At 70.9% G+C, this 20,882-nt stretch carries 8 protein-coding genes; all 8 read left to right on the top strand.

Going from position 1 to position 20,882, the window contains the following annotated elements; translation table 11 throughout:
- The first annotated feature begins 11 nt into the window (after window positions 1-11).
- Window positions 12-926: a type II secretion system minor pseudopilin GspK gene (gspK, locus tag HV742_RS28345; protein ID WP_081330282.1), complete on the top strand. Its 915-nt coding sequence runs from the start codon at window positions 12-14 to the stop codon at window positions 924-926.
- The gene (gene gspL, locus HV742_RS28340) at window positions 926-2,161 is read left to right on the top strand and encodes a type II secretion system protein GspL (protein WP_175146968.1); all 1,236 of its coding nucleotides are present in this window, start codon (window positions 926-928) and stop codon (window positions 2,159-2,161) included. Before gspK ends, gspL begins: the two co-directional genes overlap by 1 nt.
- Window positions 2,158-2,754 carry a type II secretion system protein M gene (locus HV742_RS28335; RefSeq protein WP_068950160.1) on the top strand — a complete coding sequence of 199 codons (597 nt, stop codon included), beginning with the start codon at window positions 2,158-2,160 and terminating at the stop codon, window positions 2,752-2,754. The genes gspL and HV742_RS28335 overlap by 4 nt, the downstream gene beginning before the upstream one ends.
- Window positions 2,755-2,841: 87 nt before the next feature.
- Window positions 2,842-4,287, top strand: a complete 1,446-nt coding sequence (gene gspE / locus HV742_RS28330) for a type II secretion system ATPase GspE (RefSeq protein ID WP_175146967.1) — start codon at window positions 2,842-2,844, stop codon at window positions 4,285-4,287.
- A gap of 8 nt (window positions 4,288-4,295) precedes the next feature.
- Entirely contained in the window at window positions 4,296-5,504 is a 1,209-nt protein-coding gene (gene gspF, locus HV742_RS28325) for a type II secretion system inner membrane protein GspF (RefSeq protein ID WP_175146966.1), read from the top strand.
- 245 nt (window positions 5,505-5,749) lie between these two features.
- Window positions 5,750-6,985 (top strand): substrate-binding domain-containing protein, encoded by a 1,236-nt coding sequence (locus HV742_RS28320; protein WP_068950163.1) that lies wholly within the window; start codon window positions 5,750-5,752, stop codon window positions 6,983-6,985.
- A 130-nt stretch (window positions 6,986-7,115) separates the two neighbouring features.
- Window positions 7,116-8,330 carry a PstS family phosphate ABC transporter substrate-binding protein gene (locus HV742_RS28315; protein ID WP_175146965.1) on the top strand — a complete coding sequence of 405 codons (1,215 nt, stop codon included), beginning with the start codon at window positions 7,116-7,118 and terminating at the stop codon, window positions 8,328-8,330.
- Between the two features lie 190 nt (window positions 8,331-8,520).
- A complete protein-coding gene (locus tag HV742_RS28310; RefSeq protein ID WP_175146964.1) occupies window positions 8,521-20,826 on the top strand; it encodes a filamentous hemagglutinin family protein in 12,306 nt (4,101 codons plus the stop codon).
- The last annotated feature ends 56 nt before the right edge of the window (window positions 20,827-20,882 follow it).

Here is a 20,882-nt window from a genome sequence, read left to right as displayed (position 1 = left end):
GGCAGCGCGGCATGGCGGTGATCAGCGCCTTGCTGGTGGTCGCCGCGGTGACCATGATTGTCGCCTCATTGCTGCAGCGGCAAGATGCCTTCCTGCGCGCTGTGCAGGCGGCGCAGACCCGCGCCCAGGCGCAGGCCGTGCTCGAGGCCGGACTTGCCCTGGCGCGCGGACTGCTGCGCGAGGACGGCCGGCGCCAGGCCGCGACACGCGCGGACGGCGACTGGGCCGCGCCCATTCTTGACACCCGCCTGCAGCAGCCCGGCCGCGATACCGCGTTCGTCGGTCGGCTGGAGGACGAGCAGGGCAAGTTCAACCTGCGCAACCTGGTATTCGAAGGTCGCTTGTACCAGGACAGCGTGGATGAGCTGCTGCGCCTGTGCGCGCTGGTGGGCGTGACGCCGGAGACGGGCCTGGCCATCGCCCGCCGCATGCTCGACTCGCAAGCTGGCGCCTTCCCGTTGCCGCCGCCGCGCCGCCTGGACGAACTGGCCGGCGTGCCGGGCGTGGACGCGGCGGTGCTGGCGCGCTTGCGACGCCATGTGACGGTGCTGCCCCGCGTCACGCTGGTCAACGTCAACACCGCCAGCGCCGAGGTGATCGCGGCGCGCGTCCCGGGCCTGTCGCTGGAGCAGGCCAAAGCCATGGTGGCACAACGCGACGCCGGCCTCTGGTTCGTCAACAACGGCGATTTTGCCAATCGCCTCGCCAGCGCCCACGGCGCGCCGGGCGTCCAGGGCCAGGGCAATCGCGGTGGCGACACCGCGGCGCCGCCGGCGCCCGAAGCGCCGCGCGTGGCGGTGGCCAGCGGCTGGTTCACGCTGACCGGCGCGGCCCGCCTGGGTGGCACGGTCCTGCCGTTGCAGGCGCTGCTGGCGCGAACCAGCGATGGCGCGTCGCGCATCGTCTGGTGGCGGGAAGGCGCGTGATGGCCTCGATCCGCGTGCTGCTGCCGCCATTGCGGGCGCTTGCCGCCGATACCCCGCTGCCACTGGCCGTGGAGCAGAAGACCGGCTGGCGCCGCCAGGCGCCGCTGGGCCTGGCGGAACTGGGGCGGCGCTGGCCGCACGCGCGCGTCACGGCTTTCCTGCATCCAGAAGACCTGACCCTGACGGCGATCGCGTTGCCGCCCCTGGCCCGCGCGCGCCTGCGGATTGCGGTGGAAGGCGCCATCGAGCCGCTGGCGCTGGGCGATCCCGACACCTTGCGCATCGGCTACGGCGCGCGCGGCGCGGACGGCCGGGTGCCCGTGGCCTGGCTTGACGCCGAGGCCGCCGACGACGCGCAGGCACTGTTTGGCGCCTGCGGACTGCGGCTGGCGGCTTTCGCGCCCACGCACTTGTGGCTGCCCGAAACCGACAACGGCTGGACCCTGTATTGCCTGGACGGCTACCTGGTGGCGCGCCAGCCGGCCGGCCATGGCGCGCTGTACGCACTGGCGATGGCGGACGGTGACCCGGCGGCGGCTCCCGCGCGCTTGCTTGGCCGCGACGCTGGCGATTATGCCGCCGGTGTCCGCAATTGGATCGGCGCCGGCCCGGCGGGCTGGCGCGACGACGTGGCCGAGGCGGCTTTGCCAGAGGCAGCCTGCGGCGTGATGGCCGAAATTCCCTGGCGCATTGCGGCGGCCAGCGCCGGCGGCGCCGCGACCGGCGCATCGGGCTGGAGCAGGGCGGCTTTGCTGGGCGCGGCGGCGGCCGCCGTATGGATGGCCGGCCTGGTCGCGCAGGCAGGCCGGTGGGAACACGCCGCGCAGGCCATGCGCGAGCAGCAGGCACAAGCGGTGCGCCAGGTATTTCCGTCGCTCGCCACGGTGGTCGATCCGCTTGGCCAGGCGCGCCGCCAGCTGGCTTCGCGCCAGGCCGGCACGGACGATGACTGGGCCGAACTCGGCTTCCTGTTGCGCGCGGCGCGCGACCACATGGGTTTTGCCGCCGGCGACGTGCAGGCCTGGCGCTACGAGGCAGGCGCTCTGGAACTGGACATGCCGCCGGCCGTCCGTCCCAAAACGCCCGACACCCCCGCCGAGGGCAAGCCGGCGGCCGCCCCGGCCTGGATCCAGGCGGCGCGCCAGGCGGGCGTGGCGGCGCAGGCCACCGATACCGGCTGGCGGCTGCGGCGCGCACCAGGGGCCACCGACGGCCGGAAGGCGGAACGCTCATGACACTGGCGCCGCCGCCCCGGCCGCTTGGCCTGTCCGCCCTCTGGCGCACGCGTTTGCGCCAGCGCGGCCTGGCCTGGCATGCGCGCGGCGTGGCGGCTTGGAGCCGCCTCACCTCCAGCGAAAAGCGCTTGCTGGCGCTATGCGCCTGCGTGGTGGGCGCGGCGCTCGGTTGGCTGGCCGTGATCGAACCGTCGCTGGCGCGCATCGAGCGCAGCCAGGAAGAACTGCGGCGACTCGAAGGACGCGCGCGCGAACTCGATGCCTTGCTGCGCCAGGCCGGCCCGGCACCGGCCGCGCGCCAGGCCACGGTGTCGGCCGAGGCGTTGGGGCATTGGCTCGACGCGGCCGGGCTAGCGGGCCGTTACGAACTCAGCAGCGATGATGCCGGCGCCTGGCGCGTCCATTTCCAGCGCGCGCCCGCCGCGCCGCTGGCGGCGTGGCTGCTGGCCGGCCCGGCGCCGTTTCCGCTGGCCCTGACGCGTGTCTCGCTGCAACGCCAGGACGAAGCCGAGGCCGCCGATCCCGCCGTGGCGCCGGGCGAAGGCTTGGCCGGCATCGTGCTGCTCAGTCCCATTTCTCGCAACCAGAGGTAATCCCGTGACGCCGTCCCGTATGCCGCGTGCCGTTGCGCGCGCGCCCGCTCACCGCACCGCCGTCCGCCGGGCAAGGGTGCGGGCGCGATGAACGCGCGCGATCCCGCCAGCCCGAGGCACAAGCTGCCGTATACCTGGGCCCGCCAACACCGCGCGCTGCTGCATTGGCCCGGCGGCGTCGGCGAACTGGTCATTTCAGACCAGACGCCGGCCTGGGCAGTGACCGAGGTGCGGCGCCGCCATGGTCCGATGCCACTGCGCCGCGCCGCCGATGCGGAACTGGACGGCCTGCTGGCCGCGGCCTACGCCGATGCCGGCGATGCCGCCTCGGTGGTGGGCGCCGCCGAGAACGAGGTCGACCTGGATCGCCTGCTGCACGAGATGCCCGAGGTCACCGATCTGCTTGACGCGCAGGACGACGCGCCGGTGATCCGCATGATCAACGCGCTTTTCACGCAGGCGGCGCGCGACGGCGCCAGCGATATCCACATCGAGCCCTATGAAAGCCATTCGGTGGTGCGCTATCGGGTCGACGGCGGGTTGCGCGACGTGGTCAGCCCGCGCAAGGCGTTGCACGGCGCGCTGATCTCGCGCATCAAGATCATGGCGCACCTGGACATCGCCGAAAAGCGCTTGCCGCAGGACGGCCGCATCGCGTTGCGGGTGGGAGGGCGGCCCATCGACATCCGCGTCTCCACCGTGCCCACCGGTCATGGCGAACGCGCCGTATTGCGCCTGTTGGACAAGGAGGCGGGCCGCCTGCGCCTGGAGAAACTGGGCATGGCGCCGGCCGTGCTGCGGGAACTGGACCGCCTGGTGCACCAGCCGCATGGCATCGTGCTGGTCACGGGCCCCACCGGCAGCGGCAAGACCACCACGCTGTACGCCGCGCTAGGCCAGATCGACGCCGCCACCTCGAATGTGCTGACGGTCGAGGATCCGGTGGAATACGACCTGCCGGGCATCAGCCAGATCCAGGTCAACGCGAAGATCGACATGAGCTTCGCGGTGGCGCTGCGGGCCATTCTGCGCCAGGACCCGGATGTCATCATGATTGGCGAGATCCGCGACCTGGAGACCGCGCAGATTGCGGTGCAGGCCTCGCTCACCGGCCACCTGGTGCTGGCCACGCTGCACACCAACGACGCGGTCTCGGCCTTGACGCGGCTGACCGACATGGGCGTGGAGCGCTTCCTGCTGGCATCGTCGCTGCTGGGCGTGCTGGCGCAACGCCTGGTGCGGCGCCTGTGCCCGGACTGCCGCCGGCCGTCGCCGCAGGAGGCGGGCCTGTTCGAGCCGGTCGGTTGCCCGGCCTGCAACCACACCGGCTATCGCGGCCGCACCGGCATCCACGAGCTATACATCGTCGACGACGCCCAGCGCGGATTGATTCACGAGGGCGCCGGCGAACAGCAATTGCGCATGGCGGCGCAGCGCGGCGGCATGAAACCGATGCGCGAGGACGGCGAACGCTGGGTCCTCGCCGGCCAGACCTCGCGCGAGGAAATCATCCGCGTCACGCGGGACGGGTAGGGCGGAGCATGCCGGATTTTCGTTTCGAAGCGGCCGATGGGCTCGGCAAAATCCAGCGCGGCGTGCTGACCGCCGACACCGCCCGCGCGGCGCGCGCGCAGTTGCGCGCCCAGGGCCTGACCGCCCTGGCGGTGGACCAGGCGGCCCGCCGTGGCGCCGGCGCGCTGGAACTGTTCGCCGCCAGGCTGTCCGATAGCGACCTGGCGTGGGCCACGCGCCAGCTCGCCAGCCTGCTGGCCGCCGGCCTGCCGCTGGAGAGCGCGCTGTCGGCCACGGTGGAGCAGGCCGAGAAGAAGCACATCGCCGATACCTTCTCCGGCGTGCGCGCCGACGTGCGCGGCGGACAACGCTTTTCCGATGCCCTGAATGCCCGGCCGCGCGACTTTCCGCCGATCTACCGCGCCCTGATCAAGGCTGGCGAGGACTCCGGCGACCTGGCGCGCATCATGGAGCGCCTGGCCGACTACATCGAAGGGCGCAACGCGCTGCGCTCGAAGGTGCTGACCGCGTTCATCTACCCGGCCATCGTCGGCGTGGTGTCGATCTGCATCGTGGTGTTCCTGCTGGCCTACGTGGTGCCGCAGGTAGTCAGCGCCTTTTCGCAGGCGCGCCAGGAGCTGCCGTGGATCACCCGCGCCATGCTCGCCGCCAGCGACTATGTGCGCACCTGGGGCGGACTGAACGCGCTGGTCGTGGCGTTGCTGTTCGGCCTGTGGCGGCTTTCGCAGCGGGCCGAAGCGGCGCGGCTGGCGTGGCACGCGCGGATCCTGCGGCTGCCCATGATCGGCCGTTTCGCGCTGGGCGTGAACACCGCGCGTTTCGCCGCCACGCTGGCAATCCTGGCCGATGCCGGCGTGCCGCTGCTGCGCGCGCTGGACGCGGCGCGCCAGACCCTGGCCAACGATTGCCTGCGGCGCGCGGTGCTCGACGCCACCGCGCGCATCGAGGGCGGCTCGGGCCTGGGCGCGGCGCTGCGCCAGCAGAAAGTCTTTCCGCCATTGCTGTGCCACCTGGTCGCCAGCGGCGAGAAGACCGGCACGCTGTCGCGCATGCTCGACCGCGCGGCGCAGACGCTGTCGGCAGACATCGAGCGGCGCGCCATGGCCATGACCGCGATGCTGGAACCGTTGATGATCCTGATCATGGGCGGCGTGGTGCTGACCATCGTGCTGGCGGTGATGCTGCCGATCATGGAAATCAACCAGATGGTGGGGTGAACGCCGTATCGCGAACGCCGAAGCCGCGGGCCAGGCACGGGCCGCCGGCGGCGGCGAACTCCCTACATCTCCGCACATTCTTACCTCACTCCACACCTTTTTTCCCGTCGCTGTCACCTCGCTTGATCAACATGTCTTCAACGCATCGGGCAGGCCTTTGCAGAGTGCCGCCGGATGCGTTCTCGGGTCCATCCGTTCTTTTCTCCACAAGCAGTTCTCTCCTAAACGAGTGCAAGGAGCAAGACATGTTCAATCGCAATTCCCTGGTCGCCGCGCTGTCGGCGGTCGGCATGCTGTCCCTGTCGGGCGCCGCCCTGGCGCAACAGGTCGTGGTTTCGGGCGGCGCGACGCTGCCCCTGCCGCTGTACCAGGACGAAATCACCAACTTTCCGGCGCCGACCTTCAAGGCCTACGTCGGCAAGGGCAGCGGCGCGGGCAAGACCGCGTTCCTGACCAACAGCGCCGTCGGGCTGGACAGCACCGGCGTGGTCCACTGGATCGGCAGCGATTCGATCCTGACGCAGACGCAGATCAACGACTACCTGACGACCGGCCTGGGCAAGATCGGCAACACCTCGGGTCATGGCCCGCTGGTCCAGATCCCGTCGGTGGGCACGCCGGTGACGATCTCCTACAAGGGCCCCGCGGCCGGTGTCACGCTGAGCAAGGCGCAACTGTGCGGCGTGCTGTCGGGCAAGTACACCAAGTGGAGCGACGTCGGTGTGTCCTCCGGTTCGGCGCCCGACGCCTTCACGGTGATCTACCGTTCGGAAAGCAGCGGCACCACCGAACTGCTGACCCGCCACCTGCAGGCCGTCTGCGACACCGATTCGAACGTCGCCTTCAGCGGCAAGAGCACCTTCGCCCAGGAATTCCCGGGCAACACGCCGCCCGCCAACTTCATCGCCGCCACCGGCAGCGGCGGCGTGGCCACGGCCATCAACGCCCAGGCCTCGGCCATCACCTACCTGAGCCCGGACCCCGCGTTCACGGTCGCGCTCGAGCAGGCCTCGCTGATCAACAAGAACAACAACACGGCGTACGCGCCGACCTCGGCCAACGTCAGCACCGCCCTGGGCAGCGCCGCCGCCTTGCCGCTGGCCACCGGTGTCGTGCAACGCGACCCGGCTGGCGCCAACTGGACCGACACGAACAACCAGGCCAATCCGTTCAACTGGGTGCGCTCGACGGTCAACCCGGGTTCGGGCTACCCGATCGTGGGCTACACCAACTTCGTGTTCAGCCAGTGCTACACCGACGCGGCCGTGGCCACGGCGATCAAGAACTTCCTGACCACGCACTACTCGACCGCCAACTCGACCGTCGGTGGCAGCAACCCCGGCAGGATCGACCAGCACAAGCTGGTTCCGCTGACCCCGGCGAACCGTACCCGCGTGCTGGCTGCCTTCATCAACGGCACCAACGCTAACCTGAACATCAACAACGCGACGGTGTGCGGCAGCTACGCCGGCCGTGGTTGATTGCGCGGTCTCGCAGTAGATAGGAAGCCATCACGGCACAGCAGGGCGAAGCAGCCGGAATCCGGGGCTTCGCCCTTTTTCCAGGGCGTCGCGATATGCGCCTCCAAGCGCCTGGAGTCCGGAGTCCGTCATGTCCAAGTACATTTCCCGAATCGCGCTGCCATGCCTGCTTACCCAGGCCTGCGTCAGCGGTATCGCGGTCGGGCAGACGATCGTCTCGGGCGGGGCCGGCGCGCCCTTGCCGCTGTACCAGGATGCCATCGCCAATTTCCCCACGCCGGCGTTGCTGCCCTACGTGGCCGTGGACAGTCCTGCCGGACTGCGCGCCTTCCTGCTCAATGCCGCGGACGCATTCGGCCGGGCCGGCCCGGTCCATTGGGTCGGCAGCGAAACCTCGCTGACGCAGGCGCAGATCGCCGACTACCTGACGCGGGGCTGGGGCCGGCAGGGCGACCCGGGCAGCCATGGGCCGCTGATCCAGATACCGGTCGCCTACGTGCCGATCACCATTTCCTACAAGGGCCCTTCGGTGCCCGTTACGCTGAGCCATCAACAGCTCTGCGCGATCTTCTCGGGCGCCGCCGCTCGCTGGAGTCAGCTGGGTGTCGCGGTTGCGCCGTCGCTGGACGCATTCAAACTGGTCTACCGCGCCGACGGCAGTGGCACCACCGGGCTGCTGACCCGTCATCTGGGCGCCGTGTGTGGAACAGACGGTCCCATGCGGTTCGCCGGCAAGGATGTATTCCGGGACGAGTTTCCCCCAGGGCCGCTACCGTCACACTTCGTCGCGGCGGTCGGCGATGGCGGCGCCGCGGCGGCGATGGCGGGCAATGTCTCGGCCATTACCTATATCGGTCCGGACCCCGCCTATACCGCCGGATTGAAACAGGCCTGGCTGGTCAACGCGCACGACGGCGTGGCCTATCTGCCAACGCCCGCCAACGTCATTGCCGCAATGGAATCCAGCGGCGCGCCAATGCTGCCCGATGGCCCGGTGCTGGCGCGCGGACCGGGATCGGCGGGCTGGTTGGCGCCGGACAACCCGGGCAACCCGGCGAACTGGGTGCGGATCCATCCGGATCCGCAACGCGGCTACCCCATCGCCGGCTCCACCAACCTGGTGCTGAGCCAGTGCTACACCGACGCCCTTGCGACGGGCGCCATGCGGCTGTTCCTGAAACGGCTGTATGACGATCCCGCGGCCATCTCCCGCCATCAACTGGTGCCATTGCCCGTGGTCATGCGGACCCGCCTGCTGGGCACGTTCGTCAGTCTTGCGGGGACGCCGGCGCGGCTGAACCTCGGCAACCCGACCGTGTGCGGCGATGTCGCCGGCCGGGGCTGAGGCGGGCGTCGCACTGTTACGCCACTCCACACCTTTTTTCCCGCCGCTGTCATCTGGCGGACACATCATGACCGGTGTCGCGGCCCTTTGCCGCGCGTTCGCGCACGCCGCGAGCGCGCCTGGCCCGCCGCCGGCCCCATATCGACAGCCGCCTTCCGCAGCGGCGCATACCCAGGACCAGAGATACGGCATGAACCAGCAGACAGGTAGCGCAATCCGACGTGGCAACGGCAGGCAACGGGGCAACCCCGCATTCCGGCTGTCGCCAGCCATGCACGCGCTGCTGTTGGCCCTGTCGGCAACGCCAGCGTGGGCGGCCGGGCCGGCGGCGTTCGGATCCGGCTGGTTTTCGGACAAGCGCGCCACCCAGGCGCAAACCGCGGCGACCGGGCGCCTGCCCGGCGGCGGGTTGGCGGGCATTCCGTCGACGCTGCGCGACCAGCAGCGCGCCGACCAGCAGTTGCAGCGTTCGCTCGCCAACCTGAATCGGGGCGCGGCGGCGATCGCGGCGCAGCAGGCGGCCCAGGCCGCCGCGCGCCAGGCCGCGATGAGTCAAGCGTCGGCGGTACCGGACGGCATGGGCGAAGGCGGCTTGAAGGTCGACACCAATCCGCTGACGGCCGGGTGGGTCAATGCGCGTCCGTTGACGCCCGCCTCGCAGTCCGCACGAGACGGGCGCACCGTCGTGACGGTTGACCAGACCGTCGACAAGGCCATCCTGAATTGGGAGACCTTCAACGTCGGCCGCGACACCACGGTATCGTTCAAGCAGCAGGCAAGCTCGTGGTCGGTGCTGAACCGGGTCAACGACCCGCGCGCGCGCGCCAGCCAGATCCAGGGCAGGATCGAAGCGCCCGGCACCGTCATGATCGTCAACCGCAACGGCATCGTTTTCAGCGGCTCCAGCCAGGTCAACACCCGCAACCTGGTCGCCGCCGCGGTGGGCATGAGCGACGCCCAGTTCCGCAGCGGCCTGTATAGCGCCAAGACGGGCGAGAGCGCCAACGAGCGTTTTACGCCCAGCTTCGGCAACGACCTGGTCGGCCAGGGCGATGGCGCCCGGGCCAGCAACGCCACCGGCGACGTGCGCGTCGAGGCCGGCGCGCGCATCCAGACCGCCAGGCCCAGCGGCGTCACCCAAGGCGGCGGTTACGTCCTGCTGTTGGGACGCGAGGCCCATAACGCCGGCCAGATCACCACTCCGAGCGGCCAGACCGTGCTGGCGGCGGGCGATACCTTCATCATTCGCCGCGGCCTGGGATCGGACGCCAACGTCCGTTCCACCACGCGCGGCAACGAGGTCTCGGCGCGGCGCAATACGGGCAGTCAGGCAGGCGTGGCGGCCAATACCGGCCTGATCCAGTCGCCCCTGGGCGACATCACGCTGACCGGACACGAGGTCCGCCAGCAAGGCGTGGCCATGTCCACCACGTCGGTGACCACGCGCGGCACGGTGCATCTGCTGAACTCGAGCGGCGACGCCAGCGGCAGCGTCGTGTTCGGCCCTGATTCCGCCACCGCCATCCTGATCGACAACGATGGCAGTCTCGCGCTGGATGCGCAGCGCGACACGCTGGCGCGCCCGGCCGCTGAGGAGGGCGACAACCATCGGACCGCGGGCCAGGCCTTCGATCACCTGAGCGCCTTGCCCGATCGCCGCGACCAGTCGCGCATCGAGGTGACCAGCGGCGGCACGGTCGAGGCCCAGGACGGCGCGCTGGCGCTGGCCACTGGCGGCCAGATCGCCATCTCGGCCAATCGCCGCACGCTGCTTAACGATGGCGCGTTGCTGGACGTGGCCGGCGCGGTCGGCGTCAGGGTGACGATGGAATCCAACAACCTCAAGATCAACATCCAGGGCAACGAATTGCGCGACGCGCCGGTCAACCGCGACGGCAAGACCTTGAACAACAGCGAAATCTGGGTCGACCGCCGCGCGCTCGTGCAGGTGGCCAAGGGCGTGAACGGCTACGAGCGCGAGCGTTGGTACACCGCCGGCGGGCTGCTGGAAGTGGGTGGCTACCTGGGCACCGAGCGCCACGGCATCGGCGAGTGGGCGGCGATCGGCGGCACGGTGACGGTGGAGGGCGGCGAGCTGGTCGCCCGGCAGGGGTCGCTCATCAACATCTCGGGCGGGACCCTGGATGTGGCAAGCGGCAACATCCGCCAGAGCTGGCTGCGGGGCGAGGACGGCCGCCTGTACGAAGTCTCGCGCGCGCCCGGCGACCTGCTATACAAAGGACTGTATCGCGGCTTTGAAGACATCCACGCGCGCTGGGGCCAGAACGCCAATCGCTATTTCTACAACGCCTTGCTGGCGCCCCGGCAGCGCTACGAAGACGGCTATACGGCCGGACGCGACGCGGGCCGCCTGGTCATCGGCACGCGTACCGCGGTGATGGAAGGCGGTATCGTCGGCGAAGCCTTCCAGGGCGAGCGCCAGACGCAGGCGCGACAGGCGGTGGAGGCGGGCCTGCGGCAGCAGACCGGCTACCAGCAGTCGCAGCTGGCGCGGGCGCAGGCGGGTCAATTGATCGTCGGCCGCTATGTGGCGCGCCAGATCACCAGTGGAACGACGACCGCCTGGGGGTACGACCTGGCGGCCGCGGCCAGCCAGATCCTGTTTGCCGGAGCGACGGCGCCGCTGGCCGACCGGCTTGGGCTGGACGGCGCCATGCCGGCCGATCGCCGCGACAGCGTGTGGCTCGATGCCGCGGCGCTGAGCCGCGCGGGCCTTGGCCAGATTACCGCCGTGGCGGCGCAGGACGTGACGGTCGGGCAGGATGCGCGGGTCGCCACCGGCGGCCTGATCGAACTGTACGCGCCGAACGTGTCCATCCAGGGCAACCTGACGGCGCGCGGCGGCCGCGTGGCTGCTGGCAATGTGCTGCAGAGCGTTGAGCGCGAGGTTTTCCTGGCGCCGCCCGCCAACACCTCGGCGCGGGTCGAGGTGGCGCCCGGCGTCAGCATCGATGTCAGCGGCCCGTGGGCCAATCTGCGGCGCGCGCCGGAAGACGCCGATGCGCTGGCCTGGCGCAATGGCGGCCAGATCGCGCTGCGCGGCACCGGCGCGGTCACTGTGGCGGCGGGCAGTGTGCTGGATGCGCGTTCGGACGCGACTTTGGACGTCAAGGGCAGGCTGAGCGGTGGCAAGGGCGGCGACGTGGCGCTGGAGCAGGTGACGCTGAACGGTAGCGTGCCCGGTCCGGGACCCGTGGGCGTGTCGCTGGCCGGCGCAGTCTATGGTTACGGCGTCAACGGCGGCGGCACCCTGCGCGTGGATGCCAGCCGGGTGTTGATCAGCGATGCCATGGACGCCGAGGCCGGCGCCGACGGCCTGGTGTTGCGCGGCGACCTGTTCCAGCGCGGGTTTGCGCGCTACGACATCAACGGCGCGCGGGGGTTGACGGTTGCGGACGGCATAGCGCTGGACGTGACGATGCCGGTCTATCGCGCCAGGCCCGATGCCTTGGATCCGCGGGCGGACAGCTTCGGTGACGCGCTGATGCTGTGGACCCCGCCGTTGTTCCAGGAGAATGCCGTCACCGGCCGGATGAGCCAGCGGCTAGGAGCCAGCCTGTCGCTGTCCGCCTTCGTTGCGGCGACACCGCAGACGGTCGGCGCCCTGCGGATCGGCCAGGACGCCATGGTGCGGGTCGATCCGGGCCAGACCATCCGCCTGCAGTCGCGCGGCTTGATGCGGGTGCAGGGCACGCTGCAGGCGCCCGGCGGCCAGATCGTGGTGGCGCGGGGCGCGGATGACCAGGGCGCCACCGCGCAATTGGGCGGCCTGCCCAACTCGGTCTGGATTGAATCGGGCGCGCGGCTCGACGTGGGCGGCATTGCGGCGACGGCCGTGGACGCCCGTGGCCGCCGCTACGGCAAACAGCTCGATGGCGGACGCATCGCCATTGACGGCGAGTTCGTGGTCATCCGGCCAGGCGCGGTGCTGGAGGCGTCGGGCTCGGCCATGACCGTGGACATCAATGTGGATGACGGCGCCGGCGCTGGCCCCAGGCGGGTGGGCGGCAAGGGCGGCGAGATCGCGCTGGCCGCCGCCGCCGGCCTCTACCTGGACGGCGCCATGCAAGCCGCGGCCGGCGGCGCCAGCGCCGCGGGTGGCGCCCTGTCCCTGAAGCTGGAAACCCCGCTGTATGCGACCGGTACGCAGCAGCCCCTGCTGCGGCCGCGCGAGCTGCGCATTTCGCAGACGGCGGGCGAGAGCCTGCTGCCGGCCGACGTCACGCCGGAAACCGCCGCGCTGGACTATGGCCTGGGCCGCATCGGCATGGACCAGATCGCCGCGGGCGGCTTTGGCGACGTGTCGCTGTATGCGCGCGACCTGCTGACCTTCGACGGCGACGTGACGCTGCGGGCGCGGCAATCGATCAGCCTGTACCAGGGCGCGCTGGGCAACACCCGGGCGGGCGCCACGGTCAGCATCATCGCGCCCTATGTGCTGTTGAGCGGCCGCACCAGCCTGGCTCCCGCGATCGTGCAGCAGGTCGAGGCCACGCTCAATGCCTGGAAGCCGTCGGCGCTGCCGGGCGCCGCGTTGTTTGAAGTCGATGCCGACCAGATCGATATCCGCAACCGCGTCAACGCCGGCATGTCCGGCGCGGTCAGGCTGGGCGGCGGCAGCCAATTGGCCATCGAACGCCGTGGCTACGACAACGTGGCCTTGCGCAGCCGGGGCGACCTGCGGTTCCTGGCCACCGCCGGCGCCACCGATATCCCCCTCAGCGGGCAGAATGACACCAGCACCGTGCTGACGGCGGGCAACCTGTTGCTGGCCGCGCAGCGGGTCTACCCCGCCACGGGCGCCAAGGGGCTGGCAGTGGCCGGGTGGCGCGGCGTTGGCATGCCCTACGACGCCAACGCGGTGCTGCGGATCGAGGGCGTGGCCGGTGCGCGGGCGGCCGCCGCGCCGCTGTCCGTGTTCGGCGCCCTGACCTTGAACGCGCCCAACGTGGAGCAGGGCGGCAACGTGTTTGCGCCGTTGGGACGCATCGTCATGGGCATCGGCATCAACGGCGACACGCGCCAGGTGCGGCTGCTGCCCGGCAGCCTGACCTCCGTCAGCGCGGCGGGCCTGACCGTGCCCTATGGCGGCACCGTCGACGGCCTGAGCTACCTTTACCAAGGCGCGCCGGTGGAGGCCGTGGGCGTCGGCGGCACCAACATCTTCCAGGTGGTGCGGGGCATTTCCCTGCTGGGCGGATCGATCGCGGTGGATGCCGGCGCGGTCATCGACCTGTCCGGCGGCGGCACCTTGGCGGGCGCGGGGTTCATCAGCGGACGCGGCGGTTCCACCGATCCGCTGTTCCATCCCTTGCCGCGGTTCGATGCCGCGACCGGCAAATTCGACCTCCCAGCGCTGTCCGATCGGCCGGTCTACGCCATCATGCCGAGCCTGGCCGACGGCTACGCGCCGGCGGCGCCGCGCGACGAAGCCAGCGGCTATGCCGGCTCGCGTCCGCGCGCCGGCGAGACCATCACGATCGGCGCCGGCGTGCCCGGTCTGCCCGCGGGCACCTATACCTTGCTGCCGTCGTACTACGCCCTGTTGCCCGGCGCCTATCGCGTCGAGCTGGGGCAAGGCGCATTGGCCGGCAACGCCAGCACGCTGCGCGGGGGATCCTGGTCGGTGGCGGCCGTCCGCGGCCTGTCCAACACCGGCACCGTGGATGCCATGCCGCGGCAGGCGCTGGTCACGCCCGGCGACGTGCTGCGACGGCATGCCCAGTACAACGAGATGGACTACAGCGCCTTCGTGCTGGCCGAGGCCGCGCGTAGCGGCCAGCCTCGGCCGATGCTGCCCGCCGACGCGGCGGCGCTGGAGTTCAACTATCGCAACCTGCCCGGCGCGACGCAGGCGCTGCGGTTCGACGGCCAGGCCCGCTTCACCCCGGCCAAGGACGGTTATGGCGGCCAGCTGCTGGTTCGCACCAACGGCGCCGCGCTGGAGATCGTCAGCGACACGTCCACGTCCACGGGCTCGCCGGCCGCTATCGCGCTGCGGGACAGGGACCTGAACGCGGTGGCCGCCAGCCGCCTGTCGCTGGGCGGCTGGACGTACCAGCCCGTGACGACGGGAGACCGCCGGCTGGGCACCACCACCGCATCCGGCGGCGACGTCATCGTGCGTGCCGGCGCCCAGTTGCGGGCGCCCGAAGTCCTGCTGATCGTCGACCAGGCGAAGTCGATCGTGGTCGAACGCGGCGCGACCATCAATACCCTGGGGATGGGCGCGGCCCCTTATGACGCGCGCCAGGGATACCAGTACGGCGGCGCGGGCGGAAACAACAGCATCCTGGCCATTTCCAACGGCTGGCTGGATTTCAGCAATGGGCTGGCCGCGCAATCGGGCCGGATCGAGCTTGGCGCCTGCCCGACGACCGCCTGCGAAGGCGCGACCCGGCTCTACTCGGATGGCACGGTGGTCTTCGGCAGCAACAATCTGGTGCTGCACGACGCCTTGCGCTACGGCACCCGCAACCTGGTGGTGGCCGCCAGCAGCTTGAACGCGGGCGGCGATGCCGCGCTGGCGGACGCGATGGCGCGCGGCGTGCTGCCCGCGGGGCTGCGACTGTCGCAGGACCTGTTGCGACGCCTGCTGGACGGCGACACCAGCGTCGGCGCGCCGGCGCTGGAGCGGGTGATCTTCTCGTTGCGCGACTCGGTCAATTTCTTTGGCAACGTCAATCTGAGCACACTGGATGCCGCCACCGGCACGTCCAGCCTGGCGCAGTTCGTGCTGAACACGCCCGCCATCTACGGTTATGGCGGCGCCGGCGACGTCGCCACCCTGTCCACGGACACGCTGGTCTGGAACGGCGTCGCCAACGCCGAGCCCGGCCCGATCGCGGCCGGCGGGGCGGGAACCGGCCTGGGCACGCTGAACCTGAGCGCGCGCCGGATCGTGCTGGGCGACGCCAATGGCACGCTGCAAGTGCCGCATCAGCAGATGCGGCGGCAGGCGTTGGGCTTCGCCAGCGTGCGGATGGACGCCGCCGAGCAGATCGCCGCGGGCGGCGAAGGCAGCCTGGAGGTCTACCAGTCGCGCGGCGACTACGTCGATGGCAAGTTCCAGTATCAGGGCGGTTCGCTGCTATTGCGCACGCCCATGCTCACCGGCGGCAACGGGTCGGTCACGCGCCTGACGGCCGGCGACCTGTTGCAATTGACGGGCACCGGCGCGGCGCCGGCCGACGCCGCCGCGCCGTGGGGCGCCACGCTGACCCTGCAAGGCGGCAGCGTCGAGCTGGACAGCGCCATCGTGCTGCCCAGCGGCAAGCTGGTGGCGCAGGCCGAGCATGGCCTGACGTTGGCTGACGGGGCGCGGCTCGACCTGGGCGGCCGCGCCGTGACCCTGGGCGACCAGACGCGTTACGGCTGGGGCGGCGACGTGGAACTCGAAAGCCGCAAGGGCGATATCGTCCAGGCGGCGGGGTCCATCATCGATCTGTCGGCGCGCTATAACCAGGCCGGCCGGCTCACGGTGACGGCGCTGGACGCCGGCGCCGGCCTGATCGACCTGCGCGGCGCCATCAGGGGACAGTCCAGCGGCGAGTACGACGCCGGCGGCACCCTGGTGCCGTTCGAGGCCGGCGGCATCGCGCTGCGGGCCCAGGCCATCGCCGACTTCGTGGCACTGAACCAGCGCCTGAACGAAGGCGGCGTGACCGGATCGCGCGCCTTCCAGCTCAAGCGCGGCGACCTGGTGATCGGCAATGAGATCAAGGCCCGGCGGGTCAACATCGCGGTCGACGGCGGCAGCCTCACGGTCAATGGCGTGGTCGACGCCGGCGGCGCCCAGGTCGGCAGCATCCGCCTGTCCGCCCAGCGCGACCTGATCGTCAACGGCCTGCTGGATGCGCACGGCACCCTGCTGCGGGTGGACAGCCGCGGCGACATCATCGACAGCCCCAACCGCGCGGTGGTCGAACTGACCGCCACGCAGGGCCGCCTGGTGCTCGGCGCCAACGCGGCCGTCGACCTGCGGGCCGGCACGGGCGTGGCGGCGGGCAATGGGCCCGGCCAGCATGACGGGCGTGCGCGCGGCACACTGGACCTGAACGCCCCGCGCCAGGGCGCCGACGACGTGGCGTTGGACATCCTCGGCGCACCCAATGTGCTGGGCGCCGAGCGCGTGTCGGTCAATGCCTTCCGCCGCTACGACGACGCGCCTCTCGCCACGGCGCCGGACATCACCGGCCGCACGCCGCAGGTGATCACCCAGGCCTATCTCGACCAGATCGACGCGGACAGCGTTGCCTACATGAATGCCGCGCAGGCCAACGCCGCGTTGGGCGCGCGGCTGCGGGGCTATGCGTTGCGCCCCGGCGTGGAGATCGTCAGCCGCGGCGCCGACGGCGACCTGCGCGTCGAGGGCGACCTGGACCTGTCGAACCATCGCTACGGGCCCGACGCGGACCGTAGTGATCCGGCCCGGCGCGGCTTTGGCACGGCCGGCGTGCTGCTGGTGCGCGCCAAGGGCGACCTGAACATCTACGGCAGCATCACCGACGGCTTCGCTCCGCCGCTGGGCACCGATGATGACGTCCGCGCCTGGCGCCTGATCGGCCGGGCGGGCCCGGATGACGCCAATGGCGTCGACGTGGCCGGCCAAAGCCTGATCCTGCCGCGCGCGGTCACGCTGGCCGGCGGTACGGTGTTTCCCAACACCGAGACCGAGTCGCTGAATTTCGATCTGCCGATCCAGCCCAACACCATCAAGGCCAATGCGCGCCTGCCGGCCCAGGTTGAACTGGCCCAGTCACTGACCCTGGCGGTCGGCACCGTGCTGGAGGCCGACGTGCGCGCGGCGGACGGCACCCTCTACGCCAAGGGCAGCGTATTGCCGGCCGCCTTGACACTGACGGCCGGCGCCCGCCTGGGCGCGGGCATGGCATTGAATCAGGCGGTTGCCGTGCGGGCCTTCACCGTGCCCAAGGGCACGCGGCTCTCGATCTTCAATGCGCCGCTGGCCCTGGCCGCCGACCTGCCGCTGGCGGCCGGCGCCTACCTGCCCAGCGGGACCGACCTGCGGTTCAACGGCAGCACGGTGGAACTGCGGGACCTGAACGCCGATGGGGTGCAGGGCCGCATCTGGGCCGTCGCGCCCATGCTGGGCCGGGGCGCCTCGTCCTGGAGCCTGCGGCTGGCGGGCGGGGCCGACCTGGATTCGGCCGACACCCGCGCGCTGCTGCCGGCTTTCCAGCTGGGCGACCGCGGGCATGTGAAACTGTCGGATCCGCATTACCTGCAGGACCTGAGCTTCGGCCTGTTGGGTGAATCGCCCATCTTCAGCGTGATCCGCACGGGCCGCGGCGATCTCGACATCCTGGCCGGCGGCAACTTCCAGCAGGGTTCCTACTACGGCATTTACACCGCCGGCACGCCGTCGGACGCCGTGCGCGACGCGCAAGGCAATCCCATTCTGGATGCGTTGGGCCGGGACGCCTACAACCTGCCGCGGGCCTATGACGAACTGATGAGCCAGACGGACGGTTACGGCTCCGTGCTGGGCGCCGCCGCGGCCAGCTACGAACCCCTCGTCACCGGCGGTCAATACGGCGCCTGGTATCCCGAGCGCGGCGGCGACCTGCTGCTGAATGTGCAGGGCGACATGCGCGGCGCGGTGCGGGGCCTGCCGTCGAAGTTCGACGGCCCGGATCCGCGTGGCGCGGCGCCGGCGCCGGGCAGCTATCCGGGCTACTGGCTGTGGCGCCAGGGCGGCCCCGGCATCGGCCAGCAGGCGGCCTGGTGGATCAACTTCGGCACCTATCTGCCGTCGCCGTACTTCTCCACGTTCTACACCCCGGGCCTGTCGGTGGAGGGCTTTACCGGCTTCGGCACGCTCGGTGGCGGCAATCTGTCGGTCAGCGTGGGCGGCGATGCCGGCGTGCTCTCCCAGCCCGTGGCGCTGTTGAACAGCTATCCGACGGTCCAGGGCCTGGTGCTCGCCGTCGGCAGCACCGGGCGGATTACCCCTGACGGCAAGCGTGTTTCCACGGGTGGCGGAGACTTGAGCCTGCGTGTCGGAGGCGCGCTGAACCCGCTGAAAACCAGCTCCGGGGATGCGATCAACGATATTTCCGGTCCGTACTCCGACCTGAACGGCGTCCTGACCAACCTGCGCGGCGCCATCAAGGTGGAGGCGCGCAGCATCGGCCGGGTCGACCCGCTGTATGGGGCCACGGACCGATCCGATGCCCGCGGCCTGGACCCGCTGCGTCCCACCTTGGCGGCGCCATCCGGCGGTCCGGCCATCGTGGCCGGCGACGCGACCGTCGCGCTGAACGCGCGCGGGGATCTCGTTCTGGGCGGAGTGGGAGATGCCGGCAGGATGTACCAGTTGTCGGCCACCCCCTTCGTTCACGAGGGCGTGGAGCAGCCGGGCGGGGCCTACAGCTGGTTCTCGTTGTGGTCGGCAAGGACCGCGCTGGAGTTGTTTGCCGCTGGCGGCGCCCTGACGCCGATCGCGGCCGCCCACAACGACAATGCCGCATTCAAGAATGCCTACGAATACAGTGCCAGCGCTTATGCGAACGTCTTTGCCTACCCGTCGCGCGTCAGCGCGGTGGCGGCGTCGGGAAGCATCTTCTATCACGCCAGCTCGGCCAACGCGGGAACGGAATGGTCCTTTGCGCCGGGGAGCCAGGGCAGGGTGGAAATGCTTGCGCGCGGCGGTCTCTATGGCGGTGGCTATCGCACCGGCATGTCGGGCGCCGACCCGACGTTGATCGCCGTGCCGGAACGCCCCGCCTACCAGGCCACCTGGAACGACGGGGCGGTCAACGCCGGCAACGCCGTGGGCCAGGAAGGCAGCCTGCTCGCGTTCGGCACGGACTCGGCCGCGGGGCGTCCCGCCCTCACGGCCGCCGGCACCGCGCGCTTTCATGCGGGCGGCGACATCGTGGGCCTGTATGCCGGTGGCACGATAACCACCAAGGACGGCACCGAGTACCATGCCGCCCGGCCCGTCAGCATCCAGGCCGGCGGCGACATCGTCAACCTCAAGGCCCTGATCCTGAACCAGCAGCCCAACGATGTCTCGCGCATCGTCGCCGGCCGCGACATCCTCTACGCCAACGTCGACGTGGCCGGCCCCGGCTGGCTGGAAGTCAGCGCGGGCCGCAATCTGACGCAGGAAGACAAGGGCCGCCTGACCAGCCTGGGCATGATCGACGGCCGGCAGACCACCGGCGGCGGCGGCGCCGGCATCGTCGCCAGCGCCGGCGGCCAGGGCGATTACGCCGCTTTCGCGCGGCGCTATCTGGACCCGGCCAACCGCGCCGATCCCGGCCAGCCGTTGGCCGGCCAACCCGGCAAGACCGTCAAGACCTATGAGGGCGAACTGCTCGACTGGCTGCGCACGCAGCACGGCTACGGCGGCGGCGCCGATCAGGCGCGGGTCTACTTCGATGCGTTGCCGACGGCGCAGCAGCGCGTATTCCTGCGCCAGGTCTACTATGCCGAACTGACGGCAGGCGGTCGCGAGTACAACGATCCGACCGGGCCGCGCGCCGGCAGCTATGCCCGCGGCCGCCAGGCCATCGCCGAGCTGTATCCGGTGACCGGCGCCGATGGCCAGCCGATCCGCTACCAGGGCGACATCACGCTGTTCGGCGGCTCGGGCATCCAGACGCTGTATGGCGGCTCGATTCACCTGATGGCGCCGGGCGGCCAGATGGTCTTCGGTGTCGAAGGCATGGCGCCGCCGTCCACCGCCGGCATCATCACCCAGGGCGCGGGCGACATCCAGATGTACGCCAAGGGCAGCATCCTGCTGGGCCAGAGCCGGGTCATGACCACCTTCGGCGGCAACATCCTGGGCTGGTCGGCCGAGGGCGACATCAACAGCGGCCGCGGCTCCAAGAGCACGGTGGTGTACACGCCGCAGCGGCGCCTGTACGACGATGTCGGCAACGTGACGCTGTCGCCGACCGTGCCCAGCACGGGGGCGGGCATCGCGACCCTCGACCCGATCCCGGAGGTGCCGCCGGGCGACGTCGACCTGGTGGCGCCGTTGGGCACCATCGACGCGGGCGAAGCCGGGATCCGTTTCTCGGGCAACGTCAATCTGGCGGCGCTGCAAGTGGTGAACGCGGCCAACGTGGTGGGGCAGGGCAAGACCACCGGCGTGCCGGCGCTGGCGGCGGTGAACGTCGCCGCGCTGACCAGCGCCAGCGCGGCCGCCGCGGGCGCGACCCAGGGCGCGCAGGAGACCACGCGTCAGCAGCAGGCGGCGGCGCGCCGCAACCTGCCGTCCATCATCAGCGTGCAGATCCTGGGCTACGGCAGCGAGCCGGTGTCGGGCGCGGGAGCGCCCGGCGCCAGCGCGCCGGCGGGCGGCAATCCACCGGCCGGGGCGGCGACGCAGGGCTACGATCCGCGCAGCATCTTCCAGATGGTCGGCAACGGCGAACTGGACGCGGCGCAGAAGGCCCGCCTGACGGAGCCGGAGCAGCGCGGCCTGTCGGGCGGCTAGCGACGGCCATCCACCGCGCAACGGAGGCCTTCATGGCGGCGCACGGGGCCGTCGGC

This window comes from Achromobacter ruhlandii (assembly GCF_902859695.1).
GTDB classification, from domain to species: Bacteria; Pseudomonadota; Gammaproteobacteria; order Burkholderiales; family Burkholderiaceae_B; genus Achromobacter; species Achromobacter ruhlandii.
This window is presented reverse-complemented; position numbering and strand designations above follow the sequence as displayed.

What these genes read in the sequence shown, in the direction of transcription:
- gspK (WP_081330282.1), top strand. Translation starts at nt 12, where the DNA reads ATGGCGGTGATCAGCGCCTTGCTGGTGGTCGCCGCGGTGACCATGATT.
- gspL (WP_175146968.1), top strand. Translation starts at nt 926, where the DNA reads ATGGCCTCGATCCGCGTGCTGCTGCCGCCATTGCGGGCGCTTGCCGCC.
- HV742_RS28335 (WP_068950160.1), top strand. Translation starts at nt 2,158, where the DNA reads ATGACACTGGCGCCGCCGCCCCGGCCGCTTGGCCTGTCCGCCCTCTGG.
- gspE (WP_175146967.1), top strand. Translation starts at nt 2,842, where the DNA reads ATGAACGCGCGCGATCCCGCCAGCCCGAGGCACAAGCTGCCGTATACC.
- gspF (WP_175146966.1), top strand. Translation starts at nt 4,296, where the DNA reads ATGCCGGATTTTCGTTTCGAAGCGGCCGATGGGCTCGGCAAAATCCAG.
- HV742_RS28320 (WP_068950163.1), top strand. Translation starts at nt 5,750, where the DNA reads ATGTTCAATCGCAATTCCCTGGTCGCCGCGCTGTCGGCGGTCGGCATG.
- HV742_RS28315 (WP_175146965.1), top strand. Translation starts at nt 7,116, where the DNA reads ATGTCCAAGTACATTTCCCGAATCGCGCTGCCATGCCTGCTTACCCAG.
- HV742_RS28310 (WP_175146964.1), top strand. Translation starts at nt 8,521, where the DNA reads ATGAACCAGCAGACAGGTAGCGCAATCCGACGTGGCAACGGCAGGCAA.